The following is a 21,682-nucleotide window of genomic DNA, read 5'->3' on the forward strand; positions in this document are numbered from 1 at the left end:
CGGGCTAGCGGGGACAAGATTGCATTCCGGAAACACGTGTTTGCATGGCGCAGCCGCGAACTGTCCAACCGTCCAGCTGAGAATAGTTGTTATTAAAACAACATGCGGCATCCTAGCAACAACATTTGTTGTCTGTAAAGCAATTTACCCGGTGATATCACGACAGGCGGTGAGAAACTTTCCGGCGTAAACGGTTTCTGAGCAACGATTCCATTGCGCCGGACGGTTCCGATCACGACCACCGGCGCCGCAGGTCAGCATGCCCGGCCCGTTTCCGGAGAATTGCCGGATTTCACCTTCCCGCAAGTCGTTATAATGGGAGGATTGTCTTTCTCACCAGTCTCACACGCATGACCACCCCAGAAAACAACGGCAAAGCGCCAGCTTCGCAACCCGCTGACGCAACACCGAATCCTGCGAGTGCCTCCGCGCCTGCAGCCGCTCCGGGCTCCGGCTCCGCTCCCGTCAAGAAAGCCAGAAAGCGCCTGCATCCGGTCCTGCGCGTACTGCTGGGCGGCATCGGCGTGCTGGTGGCGCTGGTGCTGATGGCGGTGCTGGTACTGGGCTTCGTGGTCACGCTGGCTTATCCCAAGCTGCCCGATCTCGACACGCTAACCGACTATCGTCCCAAGATTCCGCTGCGCGTATTCTCCGCGGACGGCGTGCTGATCGGCGAGTTCGGTGAAGAGCGCCGCAACCTGGTGCACATCAAGGACATACCGGACATCATGAAGAAGGCCGTGCTGGCGATTGAAGACGATCGCTTCTATGAGCACGGCGGCGTCGATTATCAGGGCATCGTGCGCGCTTCGTTCGCCAACCTGTCGGGCGGCGGCGGCGGCGCCAGCACCATCACGCAGCAGGTGGCGCGCAATTTCTTCCTCACCAGCAATGAACCGACCTTCCTGCAAAAGGCTTCGCGCAAATTCCTCTACGAAATTCCGCTGGCCTGGAAAATCGAGCGCAACCTGACCAAGGACCAGATCCTCGAGGTCTATATGAACCAGATTTATCTGGGGCAGCGCGCCTACGGTTTTTCTTCGGCGGCGCAGATCTACTTCGGCAAGCAGCTCAAGGAGCTGACCATTGCCGAATCCGCCATGCTGGCCGGCTTGCCGAAGGCGCCGTCAGCCTACAACCCGGTGGTCAATCCGAAACGCGCCCATGCGCGCCAGCAATACATCTTGCTGCGCATGCGCCAGCTCGGCTACATCACCGACCAGCAATACACCCAGGCCAAGGATGAGGAACTGAAGGTCAAGACCGACAGCACCGCCTTTGGCGTGCATGCGGAATACGTTTCGGAAATGGCGCGCCAACTGGTCTACGCGCAGTTCAAGGACGACACATACACGCGCGGCCTCAACGTCTTCACCACCATCACCAAGGCCGATCAGGACGCCGCCTACCTGGCGCTGCGTCGCGGCATCATCGACTACGAACGCCGCCACGGTTATCGCGGTCCGGAAGGCTACATGGAGATTCCGACCGCCTCGAAGGAGGAAGCCGACGACGCCATCGAATCCGAACTGGCCGACCATCCCGACAGCGACGACCTGATCGCCGCCGTCGTGCTGGAAGCGACCACCAAGGAAATCACTGCGGTACTGGCGACCGGCGACGAGATCAAGATTTCCGGCAGCGGCCTCGGCTTCGCCGGCAACCTGCTCAGCGAGAAAGCGCCGCCGCAGAAGAAGATCAAGCGCGGCGCCATCATCCGCGTCTTCCAGGACGGCAAGAACTGGATCGTCACGCAAATGCCGGAAGTCGAATCGGCGTTCATCTCGCTCGATCCGAACGACGGCTCGATCCGTTCGCTGGTGGGCGGCTTCGACTTCAACCGCAACAAGTTCAACCACGTGATCCAGGCGTGGCGCCAGCCGGGCTCGTCGTTCAAGCCGTTCATCTATTCGTCGTCACTGGAAAAAGGCTTGTCGCCGGCCACCATCATCAATGATGCGCCGCTGACGTTCACCCAGACCGGCGGCCAGGTGTGGCAGCCCAAGAACTACGGCGGCAAGTTCGAAGGCCCGATCTCGATGCGCCGCGCGCTGCAAAAGTCGATCAACCTGGTGTCGATCCGCATCCTCGAACGTGTCGGCGTCAAGTATGCGCAGGAGTACATCACGCGCTTCGGCTTCGACGCCGACAAGAACCCGCCTTACCTGACCCTGGCGCTGGGCGCAGGCGCGGTGACGCCGCTGCAGATGGTGGGCGCGTACTCGGTCTTCGCCAATGGCGGCTACAAGATCAATCCTTACCTGATCTCCAAGATCACCGACAACAACGGCAACACCTTGTCCGAGGCGCAGCCGGCCCGTTCCGGCGACGAAGCCAACCGCGTCATCGACGCGCGCAACGCCTTCGTGATGGACAGCATGCTGCGCGACGTCGTGCGTCACGGCACCGCGGTCAAGGCGCTCTCGCTCAAGCGCACCGATCTGGCAGGCAAGACCGGCACCACCAACGATTCGATGGATGCCTGGTTCGCCGGTTACCAGCCGAACCTGGTCGGCATCGCCTGGATGGGCTACGACCAGCCGAAAAGCCTGGGTGACCGCGAAACCGGCGGCGGCCTGGCGTTGCCGATCTGGATCAGCTACATGCAGAAGGCGCTCAAGGACGTGCCGATGGTTGACCGCACCGTGCCTTCCGGCCTGATCGAGTCCGGCGGCGAGTACTACTATGCTGAATATCCGCCGAGCGCAAGCGTGCGCGACCTGGGCCTGGGCGAACATGGCGCGGCAGCATCGCCGGAAGAAGAAAAAGCCAAGAACCAGATGAAGAACGAATTGTTCTGACGGCCGCAACATCACCTATCGGTTATCGGTAATCCGAAGGCGCAAAAGAAAACGGCAGGGTTATCCAACCCTGCCGTTTTTTTACGTCTGAATATCGTGTTCAGGTCGTCATGCGGTCTGTGCGTATTGCTGATAACCGCGCGCACGCAGCTCGCAGGCCGGACACTTGCCGCAGCCGTAACCCCAGTCGTGCAGCGCACCGCGCTCGCCCAGATAACAGGTGTGCGTATCCGAACGGATCAGGTCGACCAGCGCCTTTCCGCCGAGCTCTTCGGACAGGCGCCAGGTGGCAGCCTTGTCGATCCACATGAGTGGCGTTTCGACCTTGAGATGCGTCGCCATGCCGAGGTTGAGCGCCACTTGCAAGGCCTTCATGGTGTCGTCGCGGCAATCCGGATAACCCGAGAAATCGGTCTCGCACATTCCCCCAACCAGCACGTCGAGTCCGCGCCGATACGCCACCGTCGCTGCGACCGTCATGAACAGCAGATTACGACCCGGCACGAAGGTGTTGGGCAGGCCGTTTTCCTGCATCGAGATGGCGACGTCGCGCGTCAGCGCGGTGTCGGAAATCTGGCCGATCAGGGACAGATCGACCATGTGGTCTTCGCCGAGCCTGTTGTTCCAATCGTTTGAAAAACCGCGCATTTTCTCCAGCAGCGCCGGGCGGACTTTCAGTTCGATGGCGTGGCGCTGGCCGTAGTCGAAGCCGATGGTCTCGACTTTTTCATAGCGCGAAAGCGCCCACGCGAGGCAGGTGGTGGAATCCTGGCCGCCGCTGAACAGGACCAGTGCGCGGTGCGGCAAGGAGGGACGTGGCGTTGTTGCGATGTTCATGTTTCTGTCTTTTTATTGATGGGTCGTGAGGCTGGAGATCTCTGTTGCCAGTGTCTATTTTTTGCTGACGTTGTCGAGCGTTTGCTCGATGAAGTCGCCATCGGGATCGGTGAAGCGCAGGCGCACCGGATACCAGTCCGAGGACGGCGTCAGCCAGATGTCGAGCTTCTGGCTCTTGTCGTCCGGTGGCGGCGCGCGGAAGATATGCACGGCGTTGACTTCGCCTTGCCGGGTCTTGATCTTTTCGCGGCCGACTACCTTGAAGCTCCATTGTTCGGCATCGCGCGGACCGGCCACGAAGAACTGCCATTCTGAACCGTTGGTGAATTTCTCCGGCGCGCCGCGCGCCACCGAGATCAGTTGCCAGATGATGCTGGTGCGATCCTGCTCGCCGCCCTTGAGCGGATAAGTCTCGGCCGATTGCGTGAAGTTGATGGTGCGCAGCTCGCGATTGAAGGTGGTGGTGGACGGTTCGCGGCGGAAGCGTTTTTCCACGAAGCGCGCCGGCGCCAGGCCGTACTCATCGATGTCGCCTTCGCTGGTGGCTTCGAGGATCTTGCCGACCAGCATCGCGCGCGTTTCGGCGACGACGCTGTATTTGCCGTTGGCGTTGCTCCACTTCACGGTCGATTCGCCGGTGACTTGCAAGCCGCTTTGCTTGGCTTCGATGTTGTAGTGAAGGTCGGCCGACGGCGGCAGATTGACCTTGCGCTTGAGCACCGGATGTTGGGCAGGATCGGCGGCCAGGGCCAGGGAGGATGTGGCGGCGGTGACGCACAGCAGCAGGGCGCAGAGCAGGCGCGACAGGACGCAGCGTGAGGAAATGTTAACGGTTTGACTATGCATGTGGAATCACTTGAAAATTCGGCAACTATCCCGCGGATGGTGCGTATGACGGGAAAAGCGTGCCTAAGGTTTTTCGGAGCGTTGCGGATTTGTTCGACCACGCTCGATGGCGCTAGTTTATAGAGTTTTTGACGCAGGCTTTTTTGTCATGGGGTTTTAAGCCCGGACAGCGACAATTCCAGATAGTCGCCGTTGGTTTCGGTAAAGCGCAGCCGTGCCGGATACCATTGCCGGCCCGGTTCCAGCCAGATGTCGAGACGTTGCTCGTACGAGCCGGGGCGCGGCTGGCGCACCACGTGCCAGACCTGGGCGGCGCCGGTGATGAGGCGGATTTGTTCCTGCCCGACGACCTGCATGCGCCACACTTCGCCGTCGCGCACGCCGGCCACGAACATGTCGATGACCGCGCCCGGAACGAATTTGGTGCTGTCGCCGCGGCCGATGGCGGCCAGCTGCCAGATCAGGCTGGCGCGGTCCTGCTCGCCTCCTGCGCGAGGATACGTTGTGGTCGAGGCCGAAAAGCTGACGACATTGCGCTCACGATTGAAATGCGTATTGGTGGCGGCGCGGTTGCGCTTTTTCTCGGTGTACAGCTCGGGCTCGACGCCGAATGCGCCGATCTCGCCGCTGCTGGTGAAATTGAGGAAAGCGATCTTAGCGAACAGGCGTGTATAGACTTCACCATCGATGGTGTAGCGGTTGCCGGCAGTTTTCCAGTCCAGCATGCTGGTGCCGTGCCAGGTGAGATTGTCGGAGAACGCCAGCACGTCGTACTCGAGTTCCGCCGACGGGGGCGGATCGACTTGATATTGCGTGCCTTGTACGGGAGCCGGGCTGTCTTCTTTGGGCGCAACCGGTTCGGCGGTGGCGGCGGGGGTTTGAGCCGGTTCCGGCACAGGTGCGCTCGCCGTCACCGACGTGGCATCGACGGTTGTGACGGCGGTAACCGCATCGGACGGTGGCGAAACGGGCGGAGCCGGCGGACGGGGTTTGGCAGGTTTTTTCGGCGACCTGGGTGCGGCAGCCATCGGCAGCGACACCGGCTGCCTGGGCAATTCCAGCGGATGCAGCGTGACGCTCACGCTGGAGGTCGCGCGTTCATCGGTATTGGCCGCGTTGAAATAGTCCTTGCCCCAGTGGATGGCCAGTACGTGCAGCACGATGGTGAGCAGGATCAGCGCGGCGATGCGCCGGCGCCTGGTGGGTGGAAAAGCCGTTACTTCTGTCATGGCGCAAGTGTATCGCGCCATCGCGATCGGAAGGCGAGGAATGCGTTGCTCACCTGTGCAAACCACGTACAATCGTCGCAAGCCTTACGTGATCATTTTGCTGATTGGAGACTGCAATGCTGAACCACAACAACATGCCCGGCGCCGGATCGATTTCGGACACCATGGAATTCATGCGCAAGATGTGGGGCAGCATGGGCACGCCGGCGATGGGCATCCCGTCGCTGTCGGTTGAAGAAATCAACAAGAAGATAGCCGACCTCAAAACCGTCGCTTCCTGGCTCGAGCTCAACATGAACATGCTGCGCGCCACGATACAGACGCTGGAAGTGCAAAGCGCCACGCTGACGACGCTGCAAGCCATGGGTGCGATCCTGACGACGCGGGAAGGCGAGGGCGCCGCTGCGAAGACGGGCTCGCCATTCGGCTTTCCGGCATGGCCGCCGCAAGGCAAGCCGGCGGCGGAAGCTGCACCGGCAACTGCGCGTGCGCCGGAGCCTGCGCCCGAACCAGAACCTGAGCCGGAACCCGAAGTCGAGCCGGAAGAGACCGCGCAGCCTCAAGCCGCGGGATCCGCCTCGGGTGGTAAGCCCGCCGCTGCACCCGATTTCCAGGCGTCGATGGCCAATCCGACGGCCTGGTGGAACTTGCTGCAGGAGCAATTCCAGCAGGCGGTCGGCAACGTGCTGGCGGATCAGCCTCCGGCCGGAAAAGATGTCAAAAAACCTGCCCCCGCAGCGCCGAAAAAAACAACAAAAGCCAAGCCTGCGGCCAAACCGCGAACACGCGCCAAATCGACTGTTGTACAATCTGGCAAAACCAAGCCAGCCCCCCGCAAGCCAAAATCCCCTTGATCGGCGCAAAACAACAACATTTGTCCGCATAATTTGCGAGACTTTGCCGCTTGTCATCATTCTGAAATGAAGCCGTTTTAGTATGGGGACGGGGAAAATTCTTGGTAAAATCAACAAGTTAAATCATAGGCAAGGTCAGAATGCTGTACCCAGAACTGTTTAAATCGCTCGAACAAGTCCGCTGGAACATGGATAAAGATATTCCTTGGGACAAATTCGACGCATCCCTGCTCTCCGACGAGCAAGCCCAGACCATTCGCATGAATGCGATCACTGAGTGGTCGGCGCTGCCTGCGACGGAAATGTTCCTGCGCGACAACCGCGGCGACAGCGACTTTTCCGCCTTCATGTCGGTATGGTTCTTCGAAGAGCAAAAACACTCGCTGGTGCTGATCGAATATCTGCGCCGCTTCAAGCCGGAGTTCGCCCCGACGGAAGCAGAGCTGCACAACGTGCGCTTCGAATTCGATCCGGCGCCGCCGCTGGAAACGCTGATGATGCACTTCTGCGGTGAAATCCGCCTGAACCACTGGTACCGTTGCGCCTCCGACTGGCACACCGAACCGGTCATCAAGCAAATCTACAAGATCATCAGCCAGGACGAGGCGCGCCACGGCGGTGCTTACCTGCGCTATATGAAAAAAGCGCTGACCGAAGTCGGCGACACCGCGCGCGCCGCCTTCGCCAAGATCGGCGTATTGATGGCATCCGCCCGTCGCACCGAAAAGCCGCTGCATCCGACCAACCTGCACGTCAATCAGGCGCTGTTCCCGAACGACACCGTGCAAAGCCGCCTGCCGGATCCGGAATGGCTGGAGCACTGGCTCGATACGCAGATCAGGTTCGACAGCGAGTGGGAAAAGAAGGTCGTTGACCGTATCCTGCACAACATGTCGCTGCTGTTCGAGCGCACGTTCGAGACCGTGCAGGAGCTCAATCGCTACCGCAAGGAAATCGTCACGCGCATGGCGCCGCCGGCACATCCTGCCGCCGCCTGACCGGGTCGCCTCCGAACCGGCAAAGCCGCACTCAGGTGCGGCTTTTTTACATGTAAAAACAACCGTAGCCTGGAATTGTCCATGACTGATTTCGAGAAAAAAATCTGCAGCCGCGCCGACCTGCAAGCGCGCGTCGCCGCCTTGCCGCAGCCGGTGGTGCTGACCAACGGCGTGTTCGACATCCTGCATCGCGGTCACGTGACCTACCTTGCGCAGGCACGCGCCCAGGGCGCATCGCTGGTGGTCGCGGCCAACACCGACGTTTCGGTCAAGCGTCTCGGCAAGGGCGACGATCGTCCGATCAACACCTGTGAAGACCGCATGGCGGTGCTGGCCGCGCTGGAGTCGGTGTCGCTGGTGGTGCCTTTCGATGAAGACACGGCGCTGGAAGTGGTGCAGGAGGCGCGCCCGCAGATTTACGTCAAGGGTGGCGACTACGACATGACGGCAATTCCGGAGGGGCAGGCCGTGGCGGCTTACGGCGGCAAATCCGTGGCGATCGCGTTCGAGCATGACCGCTCGACCACCAAGCTGCTGGCCAAGGTGCGCAAGTAAGCAGTCAGTCCGGCGCGAGTCCGGCGCTTGAAGCGCAGGTAGCGACAGATAGCGCAGATGAAAAAAGCGGCCTGCAGGCCGCTTTTTTCATTCGTGCAGCAAGCATCAATGATGCATGTGTTCCATCCCGTCTTTGGCGCCTTTCGCGTCCTTGCCGGCGGTCTTGTCTTCCACGTAAATCGACACTTCCAGCTTGCCGGCTTTTTCAAACGTCAGCGTCAGCGGGATCTTGTCGCCCAGTTTGAGCGGCTGGCTCAGGCCGATCAGCATGATGTGATAGCCGTTGCCGGGCTGCATGGCAATCTTCTCGGACGGCTTGATGTCGATGCTGCCGACTTCGCGCATCTTCATGACGTTGCCGTCCATGGACATGGTGTGGATTTCGGAGGATTTTGCGGCGGGCGAGCTTACCGACACCAGCTTGTCTGCGGTCTTGCCCTTGTTTTCGATGCTCAGGTAAGCGCCGCCGGACGGCTGGCCGGGCACGGTCGGGCGCGCCCACGGGTGGCCGACCTGAAGGTCGCCGGCTTTGTAGTCATGGGCGGAAGCCGCTGCGCTCAGCGCGATGCCGGCGACCAGCGCCAGGCGGGAAAATAAGTGACGGTGGGACATGGATATCCTTGGAAAAATGAAAGAGGGAGGTCAGTCTTGCGGTACGTCCCTCAGGCGGGCGGCGCGCGCGCCCAGCTGTCTTCACGCAGCCGCTGCAGTTGCGACACGCGTTGCGGCGCCGGAGTCGCGGCGTAGACCAATGCGGCGCGGAAGGCGTCGACATTGCTGTCCGGAAAATCCAGGTGGAATGGTTGGCCGCCGCTGCAGTACAAGCAATGCGCATGCGCCATCTGGCCCGGCGCTCCGGTCGGGCTTTGCCATGAGGCGGAGGTGGCGCAGATCGCCATGGCCCTCTCGGGCGACGATTTGGCGGCCGCCATCGACGCCAGCGGCAACAGGCTGCCGATCGCCAGGCAGGCGATGGCGATCCAGGCGGTGACGGGGCGGAGGAGGCGCGGCATAGGGCGCAGATTATAGCAAGAGGGTTTTTCTTGCACGGCTGCAGCAAGTCGTTTTACCGTGGATAATGCCTCGCCGGGCAGAATTTCAGTGAAATACGAACGGATGTGCGAAAGATCGCATCGGATGAAGTCTTTTGCTGGAATCGGCCCGCTTTTGTGTGATTTCATGCGATTTTGCCGCAGCGCTGAAATCGCCGACGCAAATTGATTGTTGGCAGGCGCTAGGCTAGACTTACCGTCTTTTTGCCGGTTTCATCTAATAATTTTGAGGAGACATTCATGTCCAGCACAAAAAAACTGTCGTTGCCAGCCGTGGTAAATGCGTTGGCCAGTACGCTCGTATTGGCTGCAGTCTGTTCCGCACCGGCCCTGGCTGCGGACAAGGCAGTTCTGGTGACCGCAATCGTCGAGCACCCTGCTCTGGATGCAGTCCGCGACGGCGTCAAGGACGAACTGAAGGAGGAAGGCTTCGAAGCCGGCAAGAATCTCAAGTGGGAATACCAAAGCGCACAGGGCAACACCGGCACCGCCGCCCAGATCGCCCGCAAATTCGTCGGCGACAAGCCTGACGCCATCGTCGCCATCGCGACGCCTTCGGCCCAGGCCCTGGTCAGCGCCACCAAGACCATTCCGGTCGTTTATTCCGGCGTGACCGATCCGGTCGCCGCCCAACTGGTCAAGGACTGGAAGCCTTCCGGCACCAATGTCACCGGCGTGTCCGACCTGCTGGAACTGGAAAAGCAAGTCGACCTGATCAAGCGCGTCGTGCCTGCCGCCAAGCGCGTCGGCATGGTCTACAACCCGGGCGAAGCCAATTCCGCGGTGGTCGTCAAGGCGATGAAGGAATTGCTCGGCAAGTCCGGCATGACCCTGGTCGAAGCTGCCGCGCCACGCACGGTTGACGTCGGTGCGGCTGCCAAGAGCCTGATCGGCAAGGTCGACGTAATCTACACCAACACCGACAACAACGTCGTGTCCGCCTATGAAGCACTGGTCAAGGTCGGCAACGACGCCAAGATCCCGCTGGTCGCCTCCGATACCGACAGCGTCAAGCGCGGCGCGATTGCTGCACTGGGCGTGAACTACTATGACCTGGGCCGTCAGACCGGCAAGGTTGTCGCACGCATCCTGAAGGGCGAAAAGCCGGGCGACATCGCCTCGGCCACCAGCAGCAAGCTGGAACTGTTCGTCAACACGACCGCTGCACAAAAGCAAGGCGTGACATTGTCGGCAGACCTGATCAAGTCGGCCAAGACAGTCATCAAATAATCAGTCATCAGCGAAAAAGCAAGCGCCCGCCTAGAGGCGCTTTTTCATACACGGCATCACAGAGGAGAGGATATGTTCACACTGAGTAAAACTTTGCGCGCCGTCACCGGCGCACTGGCGCTGGCGGCTGTTTGCGCTGCGCCGGCGCTGGCCGCGGACAAGAGCGTCATGGTCACGTCGATCGTCGAACATCCGGCGCTGGACGCCGTGCGCGACGGCACCCGCGACGAGCTCAAGGCCGAAGGCTACGAGGGCGGCAAGGGTTTCAAATTCGAGTTCCAGAGCGCTCAGGGCAACGCCGGCACCGCCGGCCAGATCGCCAAGAAATTCGTCGGCGACAACCCTGACGTGATCGTCGCCATCGGCACCCCATCGGCGCAGCCGCTGGTGGCGTCGACCAAGACCATTCCTATCGTCTACTCCGGCATCGCCGACCCGATCGCGGCGCAACTGGTCAAGGACTGGGGCCCGTCCGGCACCAACGTGACCGGCCTGTCGCACATGCTCGATCCGGTCAAGCAAGTCGAGATCATCAAGAAGGTCCTGCCGACCGCCAAGCGTATCGGCATCGTCTACAATCCGGGCGAATCCAATTCGGTGTCGGCGCTCAACGCCATCAAGGCCGTGCTGGAAAAGCAGGGCATGACGCTGGTGGAAGCCGCCGCGCCGCGCTCGGTTGACGTCGCGCCGGCCGCCAAGAGCCTGATCGGCAAGATCGACCTGATGTACACCACCACCGACAACGTGGTCGTGTCGACCTTCGAGTCGCTGGCCAAGGTTTGCAACGACGCCAAGATCCCGCTGCTGGCTTCCGACACCGGCAGCGTCAAGCGCGGCGCCGTGGCCGCACTGGGCGTGAATTTCTATGACCTGGGCCGCCAGACCGGTAAAATCGTGGCGCGCATCCTCAAGGGAGAAAAGCCCGGCGACATTCCATCGTCGACCAGCAAGAACCTGGAGCTGTACATCAACACCACCGCTGCACAGAAACAGGGCGTGACGCTGTCGCCCGAGTTCCTCAAATCGGCAACCAAGGTCATCAACTGATCGGAACAATCCGCTCGGCGCAGGAATCTTGAAGCACGGCATGCGGCGTTACCGACGGCGCATGCCGTGATTTTCAGAGGACATTCGGCATCGGCCAGCAGCCGATGCCGAATGTGTTTTTTTAGAAAGACCTTTTTATGTCGCTGTATACGTTGTTGGGCGCACTGGAAATCGGCCTGATTTTCAGCCTGGTCGCCCTTGGGGTGCTGATTTCTTTCCGCATCCTCACCTTCCCGGATTTGACCGTCGACGGCAGTTTCCCGCTCGGCGGCGCTGTTGCGGCTACCATGATCGCCGCCGGCTACAACCCGTTCCTGGCCACCGGCGTGGCCATCCTGGCCGGCGCGCTGGCCGGTTTCACCACCGCGTGGCTGAACGTGCGTCTCAAGATCATGGATCTGCTGGCCAGTATCCTGATGATGATTGCGCTGTACTCCATCAACCTGCGCGTGATGGGAAAGCCGAACGTGCCTCTGATCAATGAGCCGACCATTTTCAGCATCCTGCTGCCCGATTGGATGCCCGACTACGTCGAGCGTCCGCTGGTGTTGCTGGTCGTGGTGATCGTGGCCAAGCTGCTGCTGGACTGGTTCTTTTCTTCCGAAATCGGCCTGGCGCTGCGCGCCACCGGCGCCAACGCCCGCATGGCGCGCGCCCAGGGCATCGCCACCGGCCGCGCCACGCTGGCCGGCATGGCGCTGGCCAATGCGCTGGTCGCATTGGGCGGTGCGCTGTTTGCGCAGACCCAGGGGGGCGCCGACATCTCCATGGGCATCGGCACCATCGTGATCGGCCTGGCTGCCGTGATCATCGGTGAAAACATCCTGCCGGCGCGACGCCTGGTGCTGACCACGCTGGCCGTAATCCTCGGTGCGATTCTGTATCGTTTCTTCATCGCGCTGGCGCTCAACAGCGATTTCATCGGCCTGCAGGCGCAAGACCTGAACCTGGTCACTGCCGTGCTGGTGATGCTGGCGCTGGTGCTGCCGATGGGCAAGCGCAAGCTGAAACTGCTGCGCAAGGGAGGCTGACATGCTGAAGGCCAAAGAACTCAAAATTACCTTCAATCCGGGTACCCCGATTGAAAATCCCGCCCTGCGCGGCCTCAACCTGGAAATCCCGACCGGCCAGTTCGTCGCCGTGATCGGTTCCAACGGCGCCGGCAAGTCGACCTTCCTCAATGCGATTTCCGGCGATCTGCTGGTGGATGCCGGCAGCGTTGAAATCGACGGTGTCGACGTCACGAAGAAGCAAGCCTGGGATCGCGCCGGCATGGTGGCGCGCGTGTTCCAGGATCCGATGGCCGGCACCTGCGAAGCGCTGACCATCGAAGAAAACATGGCGCTGGCGATGGCGCGCGGCAAGCGCCGCGGCTTCGGCTTCGCGATCAGGCGCAACATGCGCGAACTGTTCCGCGAAAAGCTGTCGATTCTGAACCTTGGTCTGGAAAAGCGCCTGACCGACCGCATCGGCCTGCTGTCCGGCGGCCAGCGCCAGGCCGTCAGCCTGCTGATGGCGTCGCTGCAACCGTCGCGCATCCTGCTGCTGGACGAACACACCGCCGCGCTCGACCCGAAGACCGCCGCGTTCGTGCTGGAGCTGACCGCCAAGATCGTTTCCGAAAGCAAGCTGACCACGATGATGGTGACCCACAGCATGCGCCAGGCGCTCGACTACGGCGACCGCACCGTGATGCTGCATCAGGGGCAAGTGGTGCTGGATGTGTCGGGCGAAGAGCGTGCCGGCCTGGATGTGCCGGACTTGCTCAAGATGTTCGAGCGTACGCGCGGCGAAGTCTTGTCCGACGACGCCTTGCTGCTCGGCTGAGCCGGGTCACTGCAACGTGAAAAAGGCCGCAATCGCGGCCTTTTTCCATGGGGCTTCGCGTTCACATCTCAGGCGCCGCCGGCAAAGCCGTTCTGTCGCCATGCTTCATAGACCACCACGGCCACCGTGTTGGACAGGTTGAGGCTGCGGTTGTCGGGTCGCATCGGCAAGCGGATGCGCTGCGCGGTCGGGAAGGATTCGCGCAGCTCCGGCGCCAGGCCGCGCGTTTCGGCGCCGAACACGAACACGTCGCCGGGCCGGAACGCCACGCTCGCAAACGGCGTCGAGCCATGCGTCGTGAGGGCGAACATGCGCGCCTCATCGAATTGCGGGTCGGCGCGGCGCTTGTCGATGAAGGCCTTCCAGTCCGGGTGCACCTGCATGCTGGCGTAGTCGTGGTAATCCAGTCCGGCGCGCCGCATCTTGGCGTCGTCAAGCGGGAAGCCGAGCGGCTCGATCAGATGCAGTTGCGCGCCGGTATTGGCGCACAGGCGGATGATGTTGCCGGTGTTGGGCGGAATTTCCGGTTCGACCAGGACGACGTGGAACAAATAACTCTCCTTGATAATGTTGTGGCTACTTGGCCACGGTGCGGGCGAACACGATATTGGTCACGCGCCGCGCACCGAAGCGCTTGAGGGTTTCGGCAATTTCATTGAGCGTCTCGCCGGTAGTGATGACGTCGTCGACCACGCCGATGTGTGCGCCGCGCACGTGGTTCATGGCCGCGGTGGGTACCACGAAGGCGCGCCGCATGTTGCGTTTGCGTTCGTCGTGGGGCAGCGTCGCCTGCGCCTGGGTGTCGCGCAGGCGCACCAGCAATTGGGGCTCCAGCCGGATATCCATGGCGCGCGCCAGCGGCCGGGCGATTTCCAGCGACTGGTTGAAACCGCGCTCCTGCAGACGCGCCGGGCCCAGCGGCACGGCCGCCATCAGCTTCGGCAGCGGCAGGACGCGTTCGGCGTAATGGCCGAGCGCCTCGCGCAGCATGTCGGCCAGCAGCGGCGCCAGCGGCAATGTTGCACCGAACTTCAGCGCCAGCACCAGTTGGTCGGCCGGCGCAGCGTAGTCGCCGGCGACCACCGTGGCGTCGAAGGCAGGCTTGTGCTTGAGGCAGTCGCCGCAGCGGATTTCCTTGGCGGTGGTCGGGATGGGCGTCGCGCACTGCACGCAGCGCCGTGGCCGGACCGAAAAATAGTGCGTCCGGCACGATTGGCATAGCGCTTCACGGTCGGTCTGCCCGCACAGCACGCAGGACGACGGCAGCAAGCGCCCGAAGGGGAGCAGGCAGCGGGGAATCGTCAGCAGGCGCGAGAGCATGGGTTATTAAGTGGCTTGGGTGCGTGAAAACCGGTCCGTCTTCGCTATTCCGATTCAGGCCTCGTCCGGGCGCAGATGCACCTGCGCCTGCACCCGAAAAGAGGAATTGGACTAAACTAGCGCCGATTATCTCATCTTGTCCGTCCGAATTTTTCATGTCTTTGCCACCGCCCAACGCCAGCGCCAAATTAAGCGCGCCCATCGATTTACCCCTGGTGCGCCGCCTGTTCTCGACGCCGTCGCGCGTGGCGGAATCCGATTTCCTGCGCCGGGAGGTGTCGGCGCGCATGCTGGAGCGCCTGCTGCTGATCAAGATCGAGCCGCAGCGCGTACTGGACGCGGGCTGCGGCGAGGGCGCCGACATCGCCGCGCTGCAAAAGCGCTTTTCGGATGCCCAGATCGTCGGACTGGACGGCGCCTTCAACATGGTCGCCCTGGCGCGCGAGCACCAGCTCGCCGCGCAATCGGCCGTCAATCGCCTGCTCAACAAATGGCTCCCAGCGGCCGGTTCCGGCGGCGGCGCCAGCCTGGCCTGCGCCGACTTCGCGCAGCTGCCGTTCGCACCCAACGCCCTCGACATGGTCTGGTCCAACCTGGCGCTGCACTGGCATCCGCAGCCGGACCGGGTCTTCGCCGAGTGGCGCCGGGTCTTGAGGGTCGAGGGTTTGCTGATGTTCTCGTGCTTCGGACCGGACACCTTCAAGGAACTGCGCACGGCCTTCGAGGCGGTCGACGCCGATCCGCACAGCCTGCCCTTCGTCGACATGCACGATTTTGGCGACATGCTGGTCAATGCCGGCTTTTCGACGCCGGTCATGGACATGGAAGCCATCACGGTCACGTATGACACGCCGCAACGCCTGCTGGCCGACCTGCGCGCCTGGGGCGGCAATCCGTTGGAAAGCCGGCGACGCGGCCTGCTTGGCCGCAGCGCCCATGCGCGCCTGCTGAAGGCGCTCGACGGGCAGCGCGGCGCCGACGGCAAGATACCGCTGAGCTTCGAAGTGATTTACGGCCACGCCTTCCGGCCCGTACCCAAGACCACAGCCGGCGGCGAAGCCATCATCCGCTTCGATTTGCCCAGAAAGTAGCCGGACCGCCGCCGAAGGAGCCGCCGATGAATCCCGCGAAACCGAACAGCCGAGTCGTTGCCATGCGCGCCGGGGGTGGTTTTTGGGGTGCGGAAGCTGATGTTTCAGGGCCTGAAAAGACATTGTGTCAAGAGCGAAAAAGCGACTTTATTCCGCTTGATAACATTTGTGGTTACCCCTTATACTCCGAGGGTTTTAGCTTGTGCGGACGTCCTCGGCCCAAGGGCCTGGAGAGCAGGTTGGAGAAAGTCCGGTGGTGAAGCGGGAGTGGATGTTGAAGCGCAACTGTTCGATTGCGCCGCACCAATTGGGGCAGGTTTTCGCGATCCTATGCGCGGTTTCGCTGACAGTAGCGTTTGTTTTCACTTTGCGTGGAGCCTGGTACATATTGGGTTTTTCCGTACTTGAGTTGTCCGCAGTCGGTTTTGCTTTTCTGATTTATGCACGTCATGCGACTGATCGCGAATATATCGCGCTGGTCGAAGATTGTTTGCTGGTCGAATTCGTACAGGCAGGAAAAACGAGCCGTTACAGGCTCGATCCGCAGCATGTGCGCATCGGTCCGGCAGGGCCTCATCCAGCTGGGAAACTGGTGAGGCTGGAGTCCTCTGGAATACGAGTCGATGTAGGTCGGCACCTGACGGAATGGAAGAGACGCGAATTCGCACTGGAGCTGGAGCGCGAGTTATCAGCAAGCAGTAACGTCAGGTAGTCGGCACAATTCTTATAATTATTTTGGGCTTTTGAGGAAATCATGATAATTGCGAAGCGCCTTCACTCTTTGCTACTTGGTGCATCGCTCCTGGCGGCTTCCGTGCCGTCATGGGCATGGGGTGATAAAGTCGTCGACAGCCAGGGCGGTCCGGCCGTGTTGCAGACCAATTTCCAGCCGCCGGTCACGCAGATCGCCGAACAGATCTACGATCTGCATCATCTGATGCTGATTATCTGCCTGGTGATTTTCGTCGCCGTGTTCGGCGTCATGTTTTACTCCATCCTCAAGCACCGCAAGTCCCTCGGCCACAAGTCGGCCAGTTTCCACGAAAGCACCACCGTTGAAATCGCCTGGACCGTGGTTCCGTTCCTGATCGTGATCGGCATGGCGCTGCCCGCCACCAAGACCGTGGTCGCGATGAAAGACACCTCCAACGCCGATTTGACCATCAAGGCCACCGGCATGCAGTGGAAGTGGGGCTACGACTACCTCAAGGGCGAAGGCGAAGGCATTTCCTTCCTGTCCAACCTGGCTACGCCGCGTGAACAGATCACCGACGCTTCGCTGAAGAAAAACGACAACTACCTGATCGAGGTCGACAACCCTGTCGTCGTGCCGGTCAACAAGAAAGTCCGCATCATCACCACCGCCAACGACGTGATCCACTCGTGGACCATTCCGGCCTTCGGCGTGAAGCAGGATGCGATTCCCGGTTTCGTGCGCGACACCTGGTTCAAGGCTGAAAAGATCGGCACCTACCGCGGTCAGTGCGTTGAGTTGTGCGGCAAGGACCACGCCTTCATGCCTATCGTGGTCAACGTCGTCAGCGACGCCGACTACAAAACCTGGGTCGACGGCAAGAAGAAGGAAATGGCCGCCAAGGCCGATGATCCGAGCAAGGTCTGGACCATCGACGAACTCAAGCAACGCGGCGAAAAAGTCTACACCGCCAATTGCGTGGTCTGCCACCAGGCCAACGGCAAGGGCGTGCCGGGCGCATTCCCTGCGCTGGACGGCGACCCGGTCGTGAACGGACCGAAGGCTGCGCAGATCGCGGTCGTGCTGAACGGCAAGAACGCCATGCCGGCATGGAAATCGGTATTGAACGACACCGAAATTGCTGCCGTGATCACCTATACACGCAACAGCTGGTCCAACAAAGCACAAGAAAACATCGTCCAACCGGCCGAGGTCCTGGCTGCGCGCAAGTAACTGAACTAAGTGAGAACCTGCTCGCCGGGAAGGCGCGCACGTATCGAATTGGGAGACTGAAATGAGCACAACAGTAGTCGATCACGGCCACGATCATTCGCATGCACATGATCATGGCGCACACGGCCATGATGACCACGGACATCACGATCATCCGCACGGCTGGCGCCGCTGGATCTTTGCAACCAACCACAAGGACATTGGTACGCTGTACCTGTGGTTCTCGTTCACCATGCTGCTGTCCGGTGGCGTGCTGGCATTGCTGATCCGCGCCGAACTGTTCCAGCCCGGCCTGCAATTCTTCCGTCCTGAATTCTTCAACCAGCTGACCACGATGCACGGCCTGGTGATGGTGTTCGGCGCGATCATGCCGGCCTTCGTCGGCTTCGCCAACTGGATGATCCCGCTGCAGATCGGCGCCTCCGACATGGCGTTTGCGCGGATGAACAACTTCTCGTTCTGGCTGCTGCCGCCTGCGGCCCTGCTGCTGGCCGGTTCCTTCCTGGTGCCGGGCGGTGCGACTGCCGCCGGCTGGACCCTGTATGCGCCGCTGTCGACGCAAATGGGCCCCGGCATGGACATGGGTATTTTCGCGATGCACATCATGGGCGCATCGTCGATCATGGGTTCGATCAACATCATCGTCACCATCCTCAACATGCGCGCTCCCGGCATGACGCTGATGAAGATGCCGATGTTCTGCTGGACCTGGCTGATCACCGCCTACCTGCTGATCGCCGTGATGCCGGTGCTGGCAGGCGCGATCACCATGACGCTCACTGACCGCCACTTCGGTACTTCCTTCTTCAACGCCGCCGGCGGCGGCGATCCGGTGATGTACCAGCACATCTTCTGGTTCTTCGGCCACCCCGAGGTCTACATCATGATTCTGCCGGCCTTCGGCATCGTGTCGCAGATCATCCCGGCCTTCGCCCGCAAGCAATTATTTGGATATGCTTCGATGGTCTACGCGACTGCGTCGATCGCGATCCTGTCGTTCATCGTCTGGGCCCACCACATGTTCACCACCGGCATGCCGGTGACTGCGCAGCTGTTCTTCATGTACGCCACGATGCTCATCGCCGTGCCGACCGGCGTGAAGATCTTCAACTGGATCGCCACCATGTGGCGCGGTTCGATGACCTTTGAAACGCCGATGCTGTTCTCGGTCGGCTTCATCTTCGTGTTCACCATGGGCGGCTTCACCGGCCTGATCTTGGCCGTTACCCCGATCGACATCCAGATGCAGGATACCTACTACGTGGTGGCGCATTTCCACTACGTGCTGGTGGCCGGTTCGCTGTTTGCGCTGTTCGCCGGTTTCTACTACTGGGGTCCGAAGTGGACTGGTTTCATGTACAACGAAACCCGCGGCAAGATCCATTTCTGGGCTTCGCTGATCACCTTCAACGTGACCTTCTTCCCGATGCACTTCCTGGGTCTGGCCGGCATGCCGCGCCGCTACGCCGACTATCCGGCGCAGTTCACCGATTTCAACATGGTGGCCTCGATCGGCGCGCTCGGTTTCGGTTTGTCGCAGGTGTACTTCCTGTTCTTCGTGGTGATCCCGTCGATCAAGGGCGGCGTCAAAGCCGAAGCCAAGCCATGGGAAGGCGCCGAAGGTCTGGAGTGGACCGTGCCGAGCCCGGCGCCGTTCCACACATTCGAAACGCCACCGACAGTTAAGTAAAAAGGAGCGGCGGGCTGGTCCCGCCCACTTTGTATGACAGATCGTAAAAAGCCGAATAATCTGCGCACGGGTTTGTTGCTGGCGCTGGTGGCGTTTGTGTTCTTTGCGGGCATCTTCATCAACCGCATCTGGTTCCGCTGATGAGCGATTCCGACAAGAGCGACGTATCGCCCGAACGCCCCGAACGCAGCCTGAACCGCCGCATGCTCGGCAAGCTGCTGGTGATTGCCGTGCTGATGTTCGGTTTCGGCTATGCACTGATCCCGGTGTATAAAAAGATTTGCGAAGTGACCGGCGTCAATTTCCTGACGCCCAAGGATGTGACGGTCGAAGCGCCGAGCAACAGCCAGATCGACAAGAGCCGCACCGTGACGATCGAGTTCGACGGCAATTCGCAGGGACCGTGGCGCTTCCGCCCGACCGTGGCGAGCATGAAGGTACATCCGGGCGAGATGACGCAGGTGGTGTACGAGGTGGTCAATACCCAGGCGCGCAGCGTTGACGCCCAGGCGATCCCGAGTTACGCGCCGCAACAGTCGGCAGCCTTCTTCAAGAAGGTGGAATGTTTCTGTTTCACGCAGCAGACGCTGGGTCCGAACCAGGCCAAGCAAATGCCGGTGGTGTTCTACATCGATCCGGCGCTGCCCAAGGATGTAACGACGATCACGCTGTCTTATACGTTCTTCGAGATCGGCGGGCAGGCCAAGAAGGCCAGCTGAAGTCGCAGGCAACAGGAAGGAAACGGGACATGAGCGACTTGAAGGATGCAACACAGCGCAAGGCGTCATTTGCGTCGACGATGAAGGCGGTGTTCTGGTCGTTCTTCGGTGTGCGCAAGCGCAGCGATTACGAAAACGACGCGGCCAAACTGAATCCGCTGCACGTCATCATCGCCGGCGTCATCGGCGCAGCGATTTTTGTGACGGTCTTGGTATTGATCGTGAAAATGGTGGTGGGCTCGGCGGTTTCTTCGTGAAGCGGCGGCAGTCCGGCAGCAAGACATGACGGATGTGGCAGTGCAAGTCAGAAGCAGTCATTTATAAAAGATCCGAATTTTGTATTGGGAGATGGAGATGAGTTCTCAACACGCTAAAGCGCCGTACTATTTTGTACCTGGTCCCTCGCAGTGGCCGGTGCTGGCGGGTACTGCAATGCTGGCCACCATGGCCGGCGCGTCGGCATGGGTCAACGGCTATTCCTGGGGCATGCCGCTCAACCTGATCGGCATCGTCGCCGTGCTGGTGGTGCTGTACAAATGGTTCGGCCAGGCCATCGGCGAATCCGAATCCGGTCAGTACAGCGCGCGTATCGATGCCTCGTTCCGCTGGAGCATGGGCTGGTTCATCTTCTCCGAAGTGATGTTCTTCGCGGCATTCTTCGGTGCATTGTTCTATGCACGCAGCATCACCATGCCATGGCTGGCCGATCTGGATCACAAGGTGATCTGGCCCGACTTCGCTGCGCACTGGGGCAACATCGGTCCGGCCCGCACGATCGAATCGTTCCAGACCATGGGTCCGTTCCCGATCCCCACCATCAACACTGCGCTGCTGCTGACTTCGGGCGTGACGCTGACGATTTCGCACCATGCGCTGCGCGCCGGCCATCGTGCGCAAACCGCGATCTGGCTGTTCGCCACCGTGCTGCTGGGTGCGATCTTCATGGGCTTCCAGGCTTACGAATACATGCATGCCTACAGCGAGCTGAACCTCAAGCTCACTTCCGGCATCTACGGTTCGACCTTCTTCATGCTGACCGGCTTCCACGGTTTCCACGTGACCATGGGCGCGATCATGTTGTCGGTGGTGCTGTACCGCGTGCTGCGCGGCCACTTCACGCCGGAACACCACTTCGCCTTCGAAGGCGCCGCCTGGTACTGGCACTTTGTGGACGTGGTCTGGCTGGGTCTGTACGTCGTGGTCTACTGGATGTAATGGCGACCCGCTCCGGCAATGAAAAAGCCGCACTTCGGTGCGGCTTTTTTACGGGCCGGATATTCATCCGAACATCCATCCGAATATCCATCGATTCATCGAAAAATCCGGAAAGCCTGCGCCGCATCGTGTAAGCTGTGGCGGCTCGCGCAGATGCGACTGCAAGCCAACAGCAGGTCAGTGAATGCCGGTCGGCTGTATCCAGCCCAGGCGATAAGCGATTAGCAGCAGGATGAACAGCAGCACCGAAAATCCCACGCGCATCGTCAGCGCATATACCGTGCGATTGCTCTTGCCCTTGTCGCGCATCATGAACAGCAGGGCGGACGCGAGGCTGCCGATGATGAGCACGAAAGCGATGGCGACAATGATTTTCATGGCGTGTGCAGGTGGGTAAAAGGGACGGCGCCGCAGCGTGCGGGGCGGCTTGAATAAAGTGACATT

24 protein-coding genes are annotated in these 21,682 nt (G+C 60.9%); 16 read left to right on the top strand and 8 right to left on the bottom strand.

Translation table 11 applies throughout. From position 1 onward, the window contains the following. Window positions 1–545: 545 nt before the first annotated feature. Window positions 546–2,801: a penicillin-binding protein 1A gene (locus tag F506_RS03275; protein ID WP_235471500.1), complete on the top strand. Its 2,256-nt coding sequence runs from the start codon at window positions 546–548 to the stop codon at window positions 2,799–2,801. Between the two features lie 108 nt (window positions 2,802–2,909). On the opposite strand, the gene queC is transcribed toward F506_RS03275, so the two are convergent. From queC to F506_RS03290, 3 genes are all read right to left on the bottom strand, one after another. Beyond that, window positions 2,910–3,638, bottom strand: a complete 729-nt coding sequence (gene queC, locus F506_RS03280) for a 7-cyano-7-deazaguanine synthase QueC (RefSeq protein ID WP_144423984.1) — start codon at window positions 3,636–3,638, stop codon at window positions 2,910–2,912. A gap of 54 nt (window positions 3,639–3,692) precedes the next feature. Next, window positions 3,693–4,484 carry a DUF3108 domain-containing protein gene (locus tag F506_RS03285; protein ID WP_053195319.1) on the bottom strand — a complete coding sequence of 264 codons (792 nt, stop codon included), beginning with the start codon at window positions 4,482–4,484 and terminating at the stop codon, window positions 3,693–3,695. A gap of 146 nt (window positions 4,485–4,630) precedes the next feature. Beyond that, the gene (locus tag F506_RS03290; RefSeq protein ID WP_053195320.1) at window positions 4,631–5,713 is read right to left on the bottom strand and encodes a DUF3108 domain-containing protein; all 1,083 of its coding nucleotides are present in this window, start codon (window positions 5,711–5,713) and stop codon (window positions 4,631–4,633) included. A gap of 116 nt (window positions 5,714–5,829) precedes the next feature. Between F506_RS03290 and F506_RS03295 the strand changes: the two genes are divergently transcribed. From F506_RS03295 to rfaE2, 3 genes are all read left to right on the top strand, one after another. Continuing rightward, complete coding sequence (locus tag F506_RS03295; protein ID WP_053195321.1) at window positions 5,830–6,567, top strand: PhaM family polyhydroxyalkanoate granule multifunctional regulatory protein; 738 nt, start codon at window positions 5,830–5,832, stop codon at window positions 6,565–6,567. Window positions 6,568–6,707: 140 nt separating this feature from the next. Then, window positions 6,708–7,565, top strand: a complete 858-nt coding sequence (locus F506_RS03300) for a diiron oxygenase (RefSeq protein ID WP_053195322.1) — start codon at window positions 6,708–6,710, stop codon at window positions 7,563–7,565. An 81-nt stretch (window positions 7,566–7,646) separates the two neighbouring features. Continuing rightward, the gene (rfaE2, locus tag F506_RS03305) at window positions 7,647–8,120 is read left to right on the top strand and encodes a D-glycero-beta-D-manno-heptose 1-phosphate adenylyltransferase (protein ID WP_053195323.1); all 474 of its coding nucleotides are present in this window, start codon (window positions 7,647–7,649) and stop codon (window positions 8,118–8,120) included. Window positions 8,121–8,225: 105 nt separating this feature from the next. Here rfaE2 and F506_RS03310 read toward each other — a convergent pair whose 3' ends face one another. Both F506_RS03310 and F506_RS03315 read right to left on the bottom strand, forming a co-directional pair. Continuing rightward, window positions 8,226–8,732: a copper chaperone PCu(A)C gene (locus F506_RS03310; protein WP_053195324.1), complete on the bottom strand. Its 507-nt coding sequence runs from the start codon at window positions 8,730–8,732 to the stop codon at window positions 8,226–8,228. Between the two features lie 50 nt (window positions 8,733–8,782). Beyond that, window positions 8,783–9,133, bottom strand: a complete 351-nt coding sequence (locus tag F506_RS03315) for a DUF2946 family protein (RefSeq protein ID WP_053195325.1) — start codon at window positions 9,131–9,133, stop codon at window positions 8,783–8,785. 279 nt (window positions 9,134–9,412) lie between these two features. Between F506_RS03315 and F506_RS03320 the strand changes: the two genes are divergently transcribed. The 4 genes from F506_RS03320 to F506_RS03335 all read left to right on the top strand — a co-directional run bounded on the left by F506_RS03320 (window position 9,413) and on the right by F506_RS03335 (window position 13,276). Beyond that, complete coding sequence (locus F506_RS03320; RefSeq protein ID WP_083457558.1) at window positions 9,413–10,402, top strand: ABC transporter substrate-binding protein; 990 nt, start codon at window positions 9,413–9,415, stop codon at window positions 10,400–10,402. A 72-nt stretch (window positions 10,403–10,474) separates the two neighbouring features. Further along, entirely contained in the window at window positions 10,475–11,449 is a 975-nt protein-coding gene (locus F506_RS03325) for an ABC transporter substrate-binding protein (RefSeq protein WP_053195326.1), read from the top strand. Between the two features lie 137 nt (window positions 11,450–11,586). Continuing rightward, the gene (locus tag F506_RS03330) at window positions 11,587–12,480 is read left to right on the top strand and encodes an ABC transporter permease (protein WP_053195327.1); all 894 of its coding nucleotides are present in this window, start codon (window positions 11,587–11,589) and stop codon (window positions 12,478–12,480) included. A 1-nt stretch (window position 12,481) separates the two neighbouring features. Beyond that, on the top strand, window positions 12,482–13,276 hold the full coding sequence (locus tag F506_RS03335; protein WP_053195328.1) for an ABC transporter ATP-binding protein: 795 nt from the start codon (window positions 12,482–12,484) through the stop codon (window positions 13,274–13,276). Window positions 13,277–13,344: 68 nt separating this feature from the next. On the opposite strand, the gene trmL is transcribed toward F506_RS03335, so the two are convergent. Together trmL and F506_RS03345 are read right to left on the bottom strand one after the other, a co-directional pair. Further along, complete coding sequence (gene trmL / locus F506_RS03340) at window positions 13,345–13,827, bottom strand: tRNA (uridine(34)/cytosine(34)/5-carboxymethylaminomethyluridine(34)-2'-O)-methyltransferase TrmL (RefSeq protein WP_053195329.1); 483 nt, start codon at window positions 13,825–13,827, stop codon at window positions 13,345–13,347. Window positions 13,828–13,852: 25 nt separating this feature from the next. Continuing rightward, complete coding sequence (locus F506_RS03345) at window positions 13,853–14,596, bottom strand: double zinc ribbon domain-containing protein (RefSeq protein ID WP_053195330.1); 744 nt, start codon at window positions 14,594–14,596, stop codon at window positions 13,853–13,855. A 155-nt stretch (window positions 14,597–14,751) separates the two neighbouring features. Between F506_RS03345 and F506_RS03350 the strand changes: the two genes are divergently transcribed. The 8 genes from F506_RS03350 to F506_RS03380 all read left to right on the top strand — a co-directional run bounded on the left by F506_RS03350 (window position 14,752) and on the right by F506_RS03380 (window position 21,238). Next, window positions 14,752–15,687 (top strand): methyltransferase domain-containing protein, encoded by a 936-nt coding sequence (locus F506_RS03350; protein ID WP_053195331.1) that lies wholly within the window; start codon window positions 14,752–14,754, stop codon window positions 15,685–15,687. 253 nt (window positions 15,688–15,940) lie between these two features. Further along, entirely contained in the window at window positions 15,941–16,399 is a 459-nt protein-coding gene (locus tag F506_RS03355; RefSeq protein WP_144423985.1) for a DUF2244 domain-containing protein, read from the top strand. A 42-nt stretch (window positions 16,400–16,441) separates the two neighbouring features. Beyond that, window positions 16,442–17,614 carry a cytochrome c oxidase subunit II gene (coxB, locus tag F506_RS03360; protein WP_029363550.1) on the top strand — a complete coding sequence of 391 codons (1,173 nt, stop codon included), beginning with the start codon at window positions 16,442–16,444 and terminating at the stop codon, window positions 17,612–17,614. Between the two features lie 61 nt (window positions 17,615–17,675). Beyond that, window positions 17,676–19,304, top strand: coding sequence for a cytochrome c oxidase subunit I (gene ctaD / locus F506_RS03365; RefSeq protein WP_053195332.1), 1,629 nt, complete (start codon window positions 17,676–17,678; stop codon window positions 19,302–19,304). A gap of 33 nt (window positions 19,305–19,337) precedes the next feature. Further along, complete coding sequence (locus tag F506_RS23605) at window positions 19,338–19,445, top strand: cytochrome oxidase small assembly protein (protein ID WP_016834733.1); 108 nt, start codon at window positions 19,338–19,340, stop codon at window positions 19,443–19,445. Beyond that, the gene (locus F506_RS03370; protein WP_053195333.1) at window positions 19,445–20,023 is read left to right on the top strand and encodes a cytochrome c oxidase assembly protein; all 579 of its coding nucleotides are present in this window, start codon (window positions 19,445–19,447) and stop codon (window positions 20,021–20,023) included. Before F506_RS23605 ends, F506_RS03370 begins: the two co-directional genes overlap by 1 nt. Window positions 20,024–20,052: 29 nt before the next feature. Beyond that, a complete protein-coding gene (locus F506_RS03375; RefSeq protein ID WP_053195334.1) occupies window positions 20,053–20,280 on the top strand; it encodes a DUF2970 domain-containing protein in 228 nt (75 codons plus the stop codon). A 97-nt stretch (window positions 20,281–20,377) separates the two neighbouring features. Beyond that, entirely contained in the window at window positions 20,378–21,238 is an 861-nt protein-coding gene (locus F506_RS03380; RefSeq protein ID WP_053201221.1) for a cytochrome c oxidase subunit 3, read from the top strand. A 177-nt stretch (window positions 21,239–21,415) separates the two neighbouring features. Here F506_RS03380 and F506_RS03385 read toward each other — a convergent pair whose 3' ends face one another. Next, complete coding sequence (locus F506_RS03385; protein ID WP_053195335.1) at window positions 21,416–21,616, bottom strand: twin transmembrane helix small protein; 201 nt, start codon at window positions 21,614–21,616, stop codon at window positions 21,416–21,418. Between the last annotated feature and the right edge of the window lie 66 nt (window positions 21,617–21,682).

The organism is Herbaspirillum hiltneri N3, assembly GCF_001267925.1.
Taxonomy (GTDB): domain Bacteria; phylum Pseudomonadota; class Gammaproteobacteria; order Burkholderiales; family Burkholderiaceae_D; genus Herbaspirillum; species Herbaspirillum hiltneri.

What these genes read in the sequence shown, in the direction of transcription:
- F506_RS03370 (WP_053195333.1), top strand. Translation starts at nt 19,445, where the DNA reads ATGAGCGATTCCGACAAGAGCGACGTATCGCCCGAACGCCCCGAACGC.
- F506_RS03300 (WP_053195322.1), top strand. Translation starts at nt 6,708, where the DNA reads ATGCTGTACCCAGAACTGTTTAAATCGCTCGAACAAGTCCGCTGGAAC.
- F506_RS03325 (WP_053195326.1), top strand. Translation starts at nt 10,475, where the DNA reads ATGTTCACACTGAGTAAAACTTTGCGCGCCGTCACCGGCGCACTGGCG.
- queC (WP_144423984.1), bottom strand. Translation starts at nt 3,638, where the DNA reads ATGAACATCGCAACAACGCCACGTCCCTCCTTGCCGCACCGCGCACTG.
- F506_RS03290 (WP_053195320.1), bottom strand. Translation starts at nt 5,713, where the DNA reads ATGACAGAAGTAACGGCTTTTCCACCCACCAGGCGCCGGCGCATCGCC.
- F506_RS03375 (WP_053195334.1), top strand. Translation starts at nt 20,053, where the DNA reads ATGAGCGACTTGAAGGATGCAACACAGCGCAAGGCGTCATTTGCGTCG.
- F506_RS03275 (WP_235471500.1), top strand. Translation starts at nt 546, where the DNA reads ATGGCGGTGCTGGTACTGGGCTTCGTGGTCACGCTGGCTTATCCCAAG.
- F506_RS03285 (WP_053195319.1), bottom strand. Translation starts at nt 4,484, where the DNA reads ATGCATAGTCAAACCGTTAACATTTCCTCACGCTGCGTCCTGTCGCGC.
- coxB (WP_029363550.1), top strand. Translation starts at nt 16,442, where the DNA reads ATGATAATTGCGAAGCGCCTTCACTCTTTGCTACTTGGTGCATCGCTC.
- F506_RS03330 (WP_053195327.1), top strand. Translation starts at nt 11,587, where the DNA reads ATGTCGCTGTATACGTTGTTGGGCGCACTGGAAATCGGCCTGATTTTC.
- F506_RS03350 (WP_053195331.1), top strand. Translation starts at nt 14,752, where the DNA reads ATGTCTTTGCCACCGCCCAACGCCAGCGCCAAATTAAGCGCGCCCATC.
- rfaE2 (WP_053195323.1), top strand. Translation starts at nt 7,647, where the DNA reads ATGACTGATTTCGAGAAAAAAATCTGCAGCCGCGCCGACCTGCAAGCG.
- F506_RS03315 (WP_053195325.1), bottom strand. Translation starts at nt 9,133, where the DNA reads ATGCCGCGCCTCCTCCGCCCCGTCACCGCCTGGATCGCCATCGCCTGC.
- ctaD (WP_053195332.1), top strand. Translation starts at nt 17,676, where the DNA reads ATGAGCACAACAGTAGTCGATCACGGCCACGATCATTCGCATGCACAT.
- F506_RS03380 (WP_053201221.1), top strand. Translation starts at nt 20,378, where the DNA reads ATGAGTTCTCAACACGCTAAAGCGCCGTACTATTTTGTACCTGGTCCC.
- F506_RS03335 (WP_053195328.1), top strand. Translation starts at nt 12,482, where the DNA reads ATGCTGAAGGCCAAAGAACTCAAAATTACCTTCAATCCGGGTACCCCG.
- F506_RS03345 (WP_053195330.1), bottom strand. Translation starts at nt 14,596, where the DNA reads ATGCTCTCGCGCCTGCTGACGATTCCCCGCTGCCTGCTCCCCTTCGGG.
- F506_RS03310 (WP_053195324.1), bottom strand. Translation starts at nt 8,732, where the DNA reads ATGTCCCACCGTCACTTATTTTCCCGCCTGGCGCTGGTCGCCGGCATC.
- F506_RS03385 (WP_053195335.1), bottom strand. Translation starts at nt 21,616, where the DNA reads ATGAAAATCATTGTCGCCATCGCTTTCGTGCTCATCATCGGCAGCCTC.
- F506_RS23605 (WP_016834733.1), top strand. Translation starts at nt 19,338, where the DNA reads ATGACAGATCGTAAAAAGCCGAATAATCTGCGCACGGGTTTGTTGCTG.
- F506_RS03295 (WP_053195321.1), top strand. Translation starts at nt 5,830, where the DNA reads ATGCTGAACCACAACAACATGCCCGGCGCCGGATCGATTTCGGACACC.
- F506_RS03320 (WP_083457558.1), top strand. Translation starts at nt 9,413, where the DNA reads ATGTCCAGCACAAAAAAACTGTCGTTGCCAGCCGTGGTAAATGCGTTG.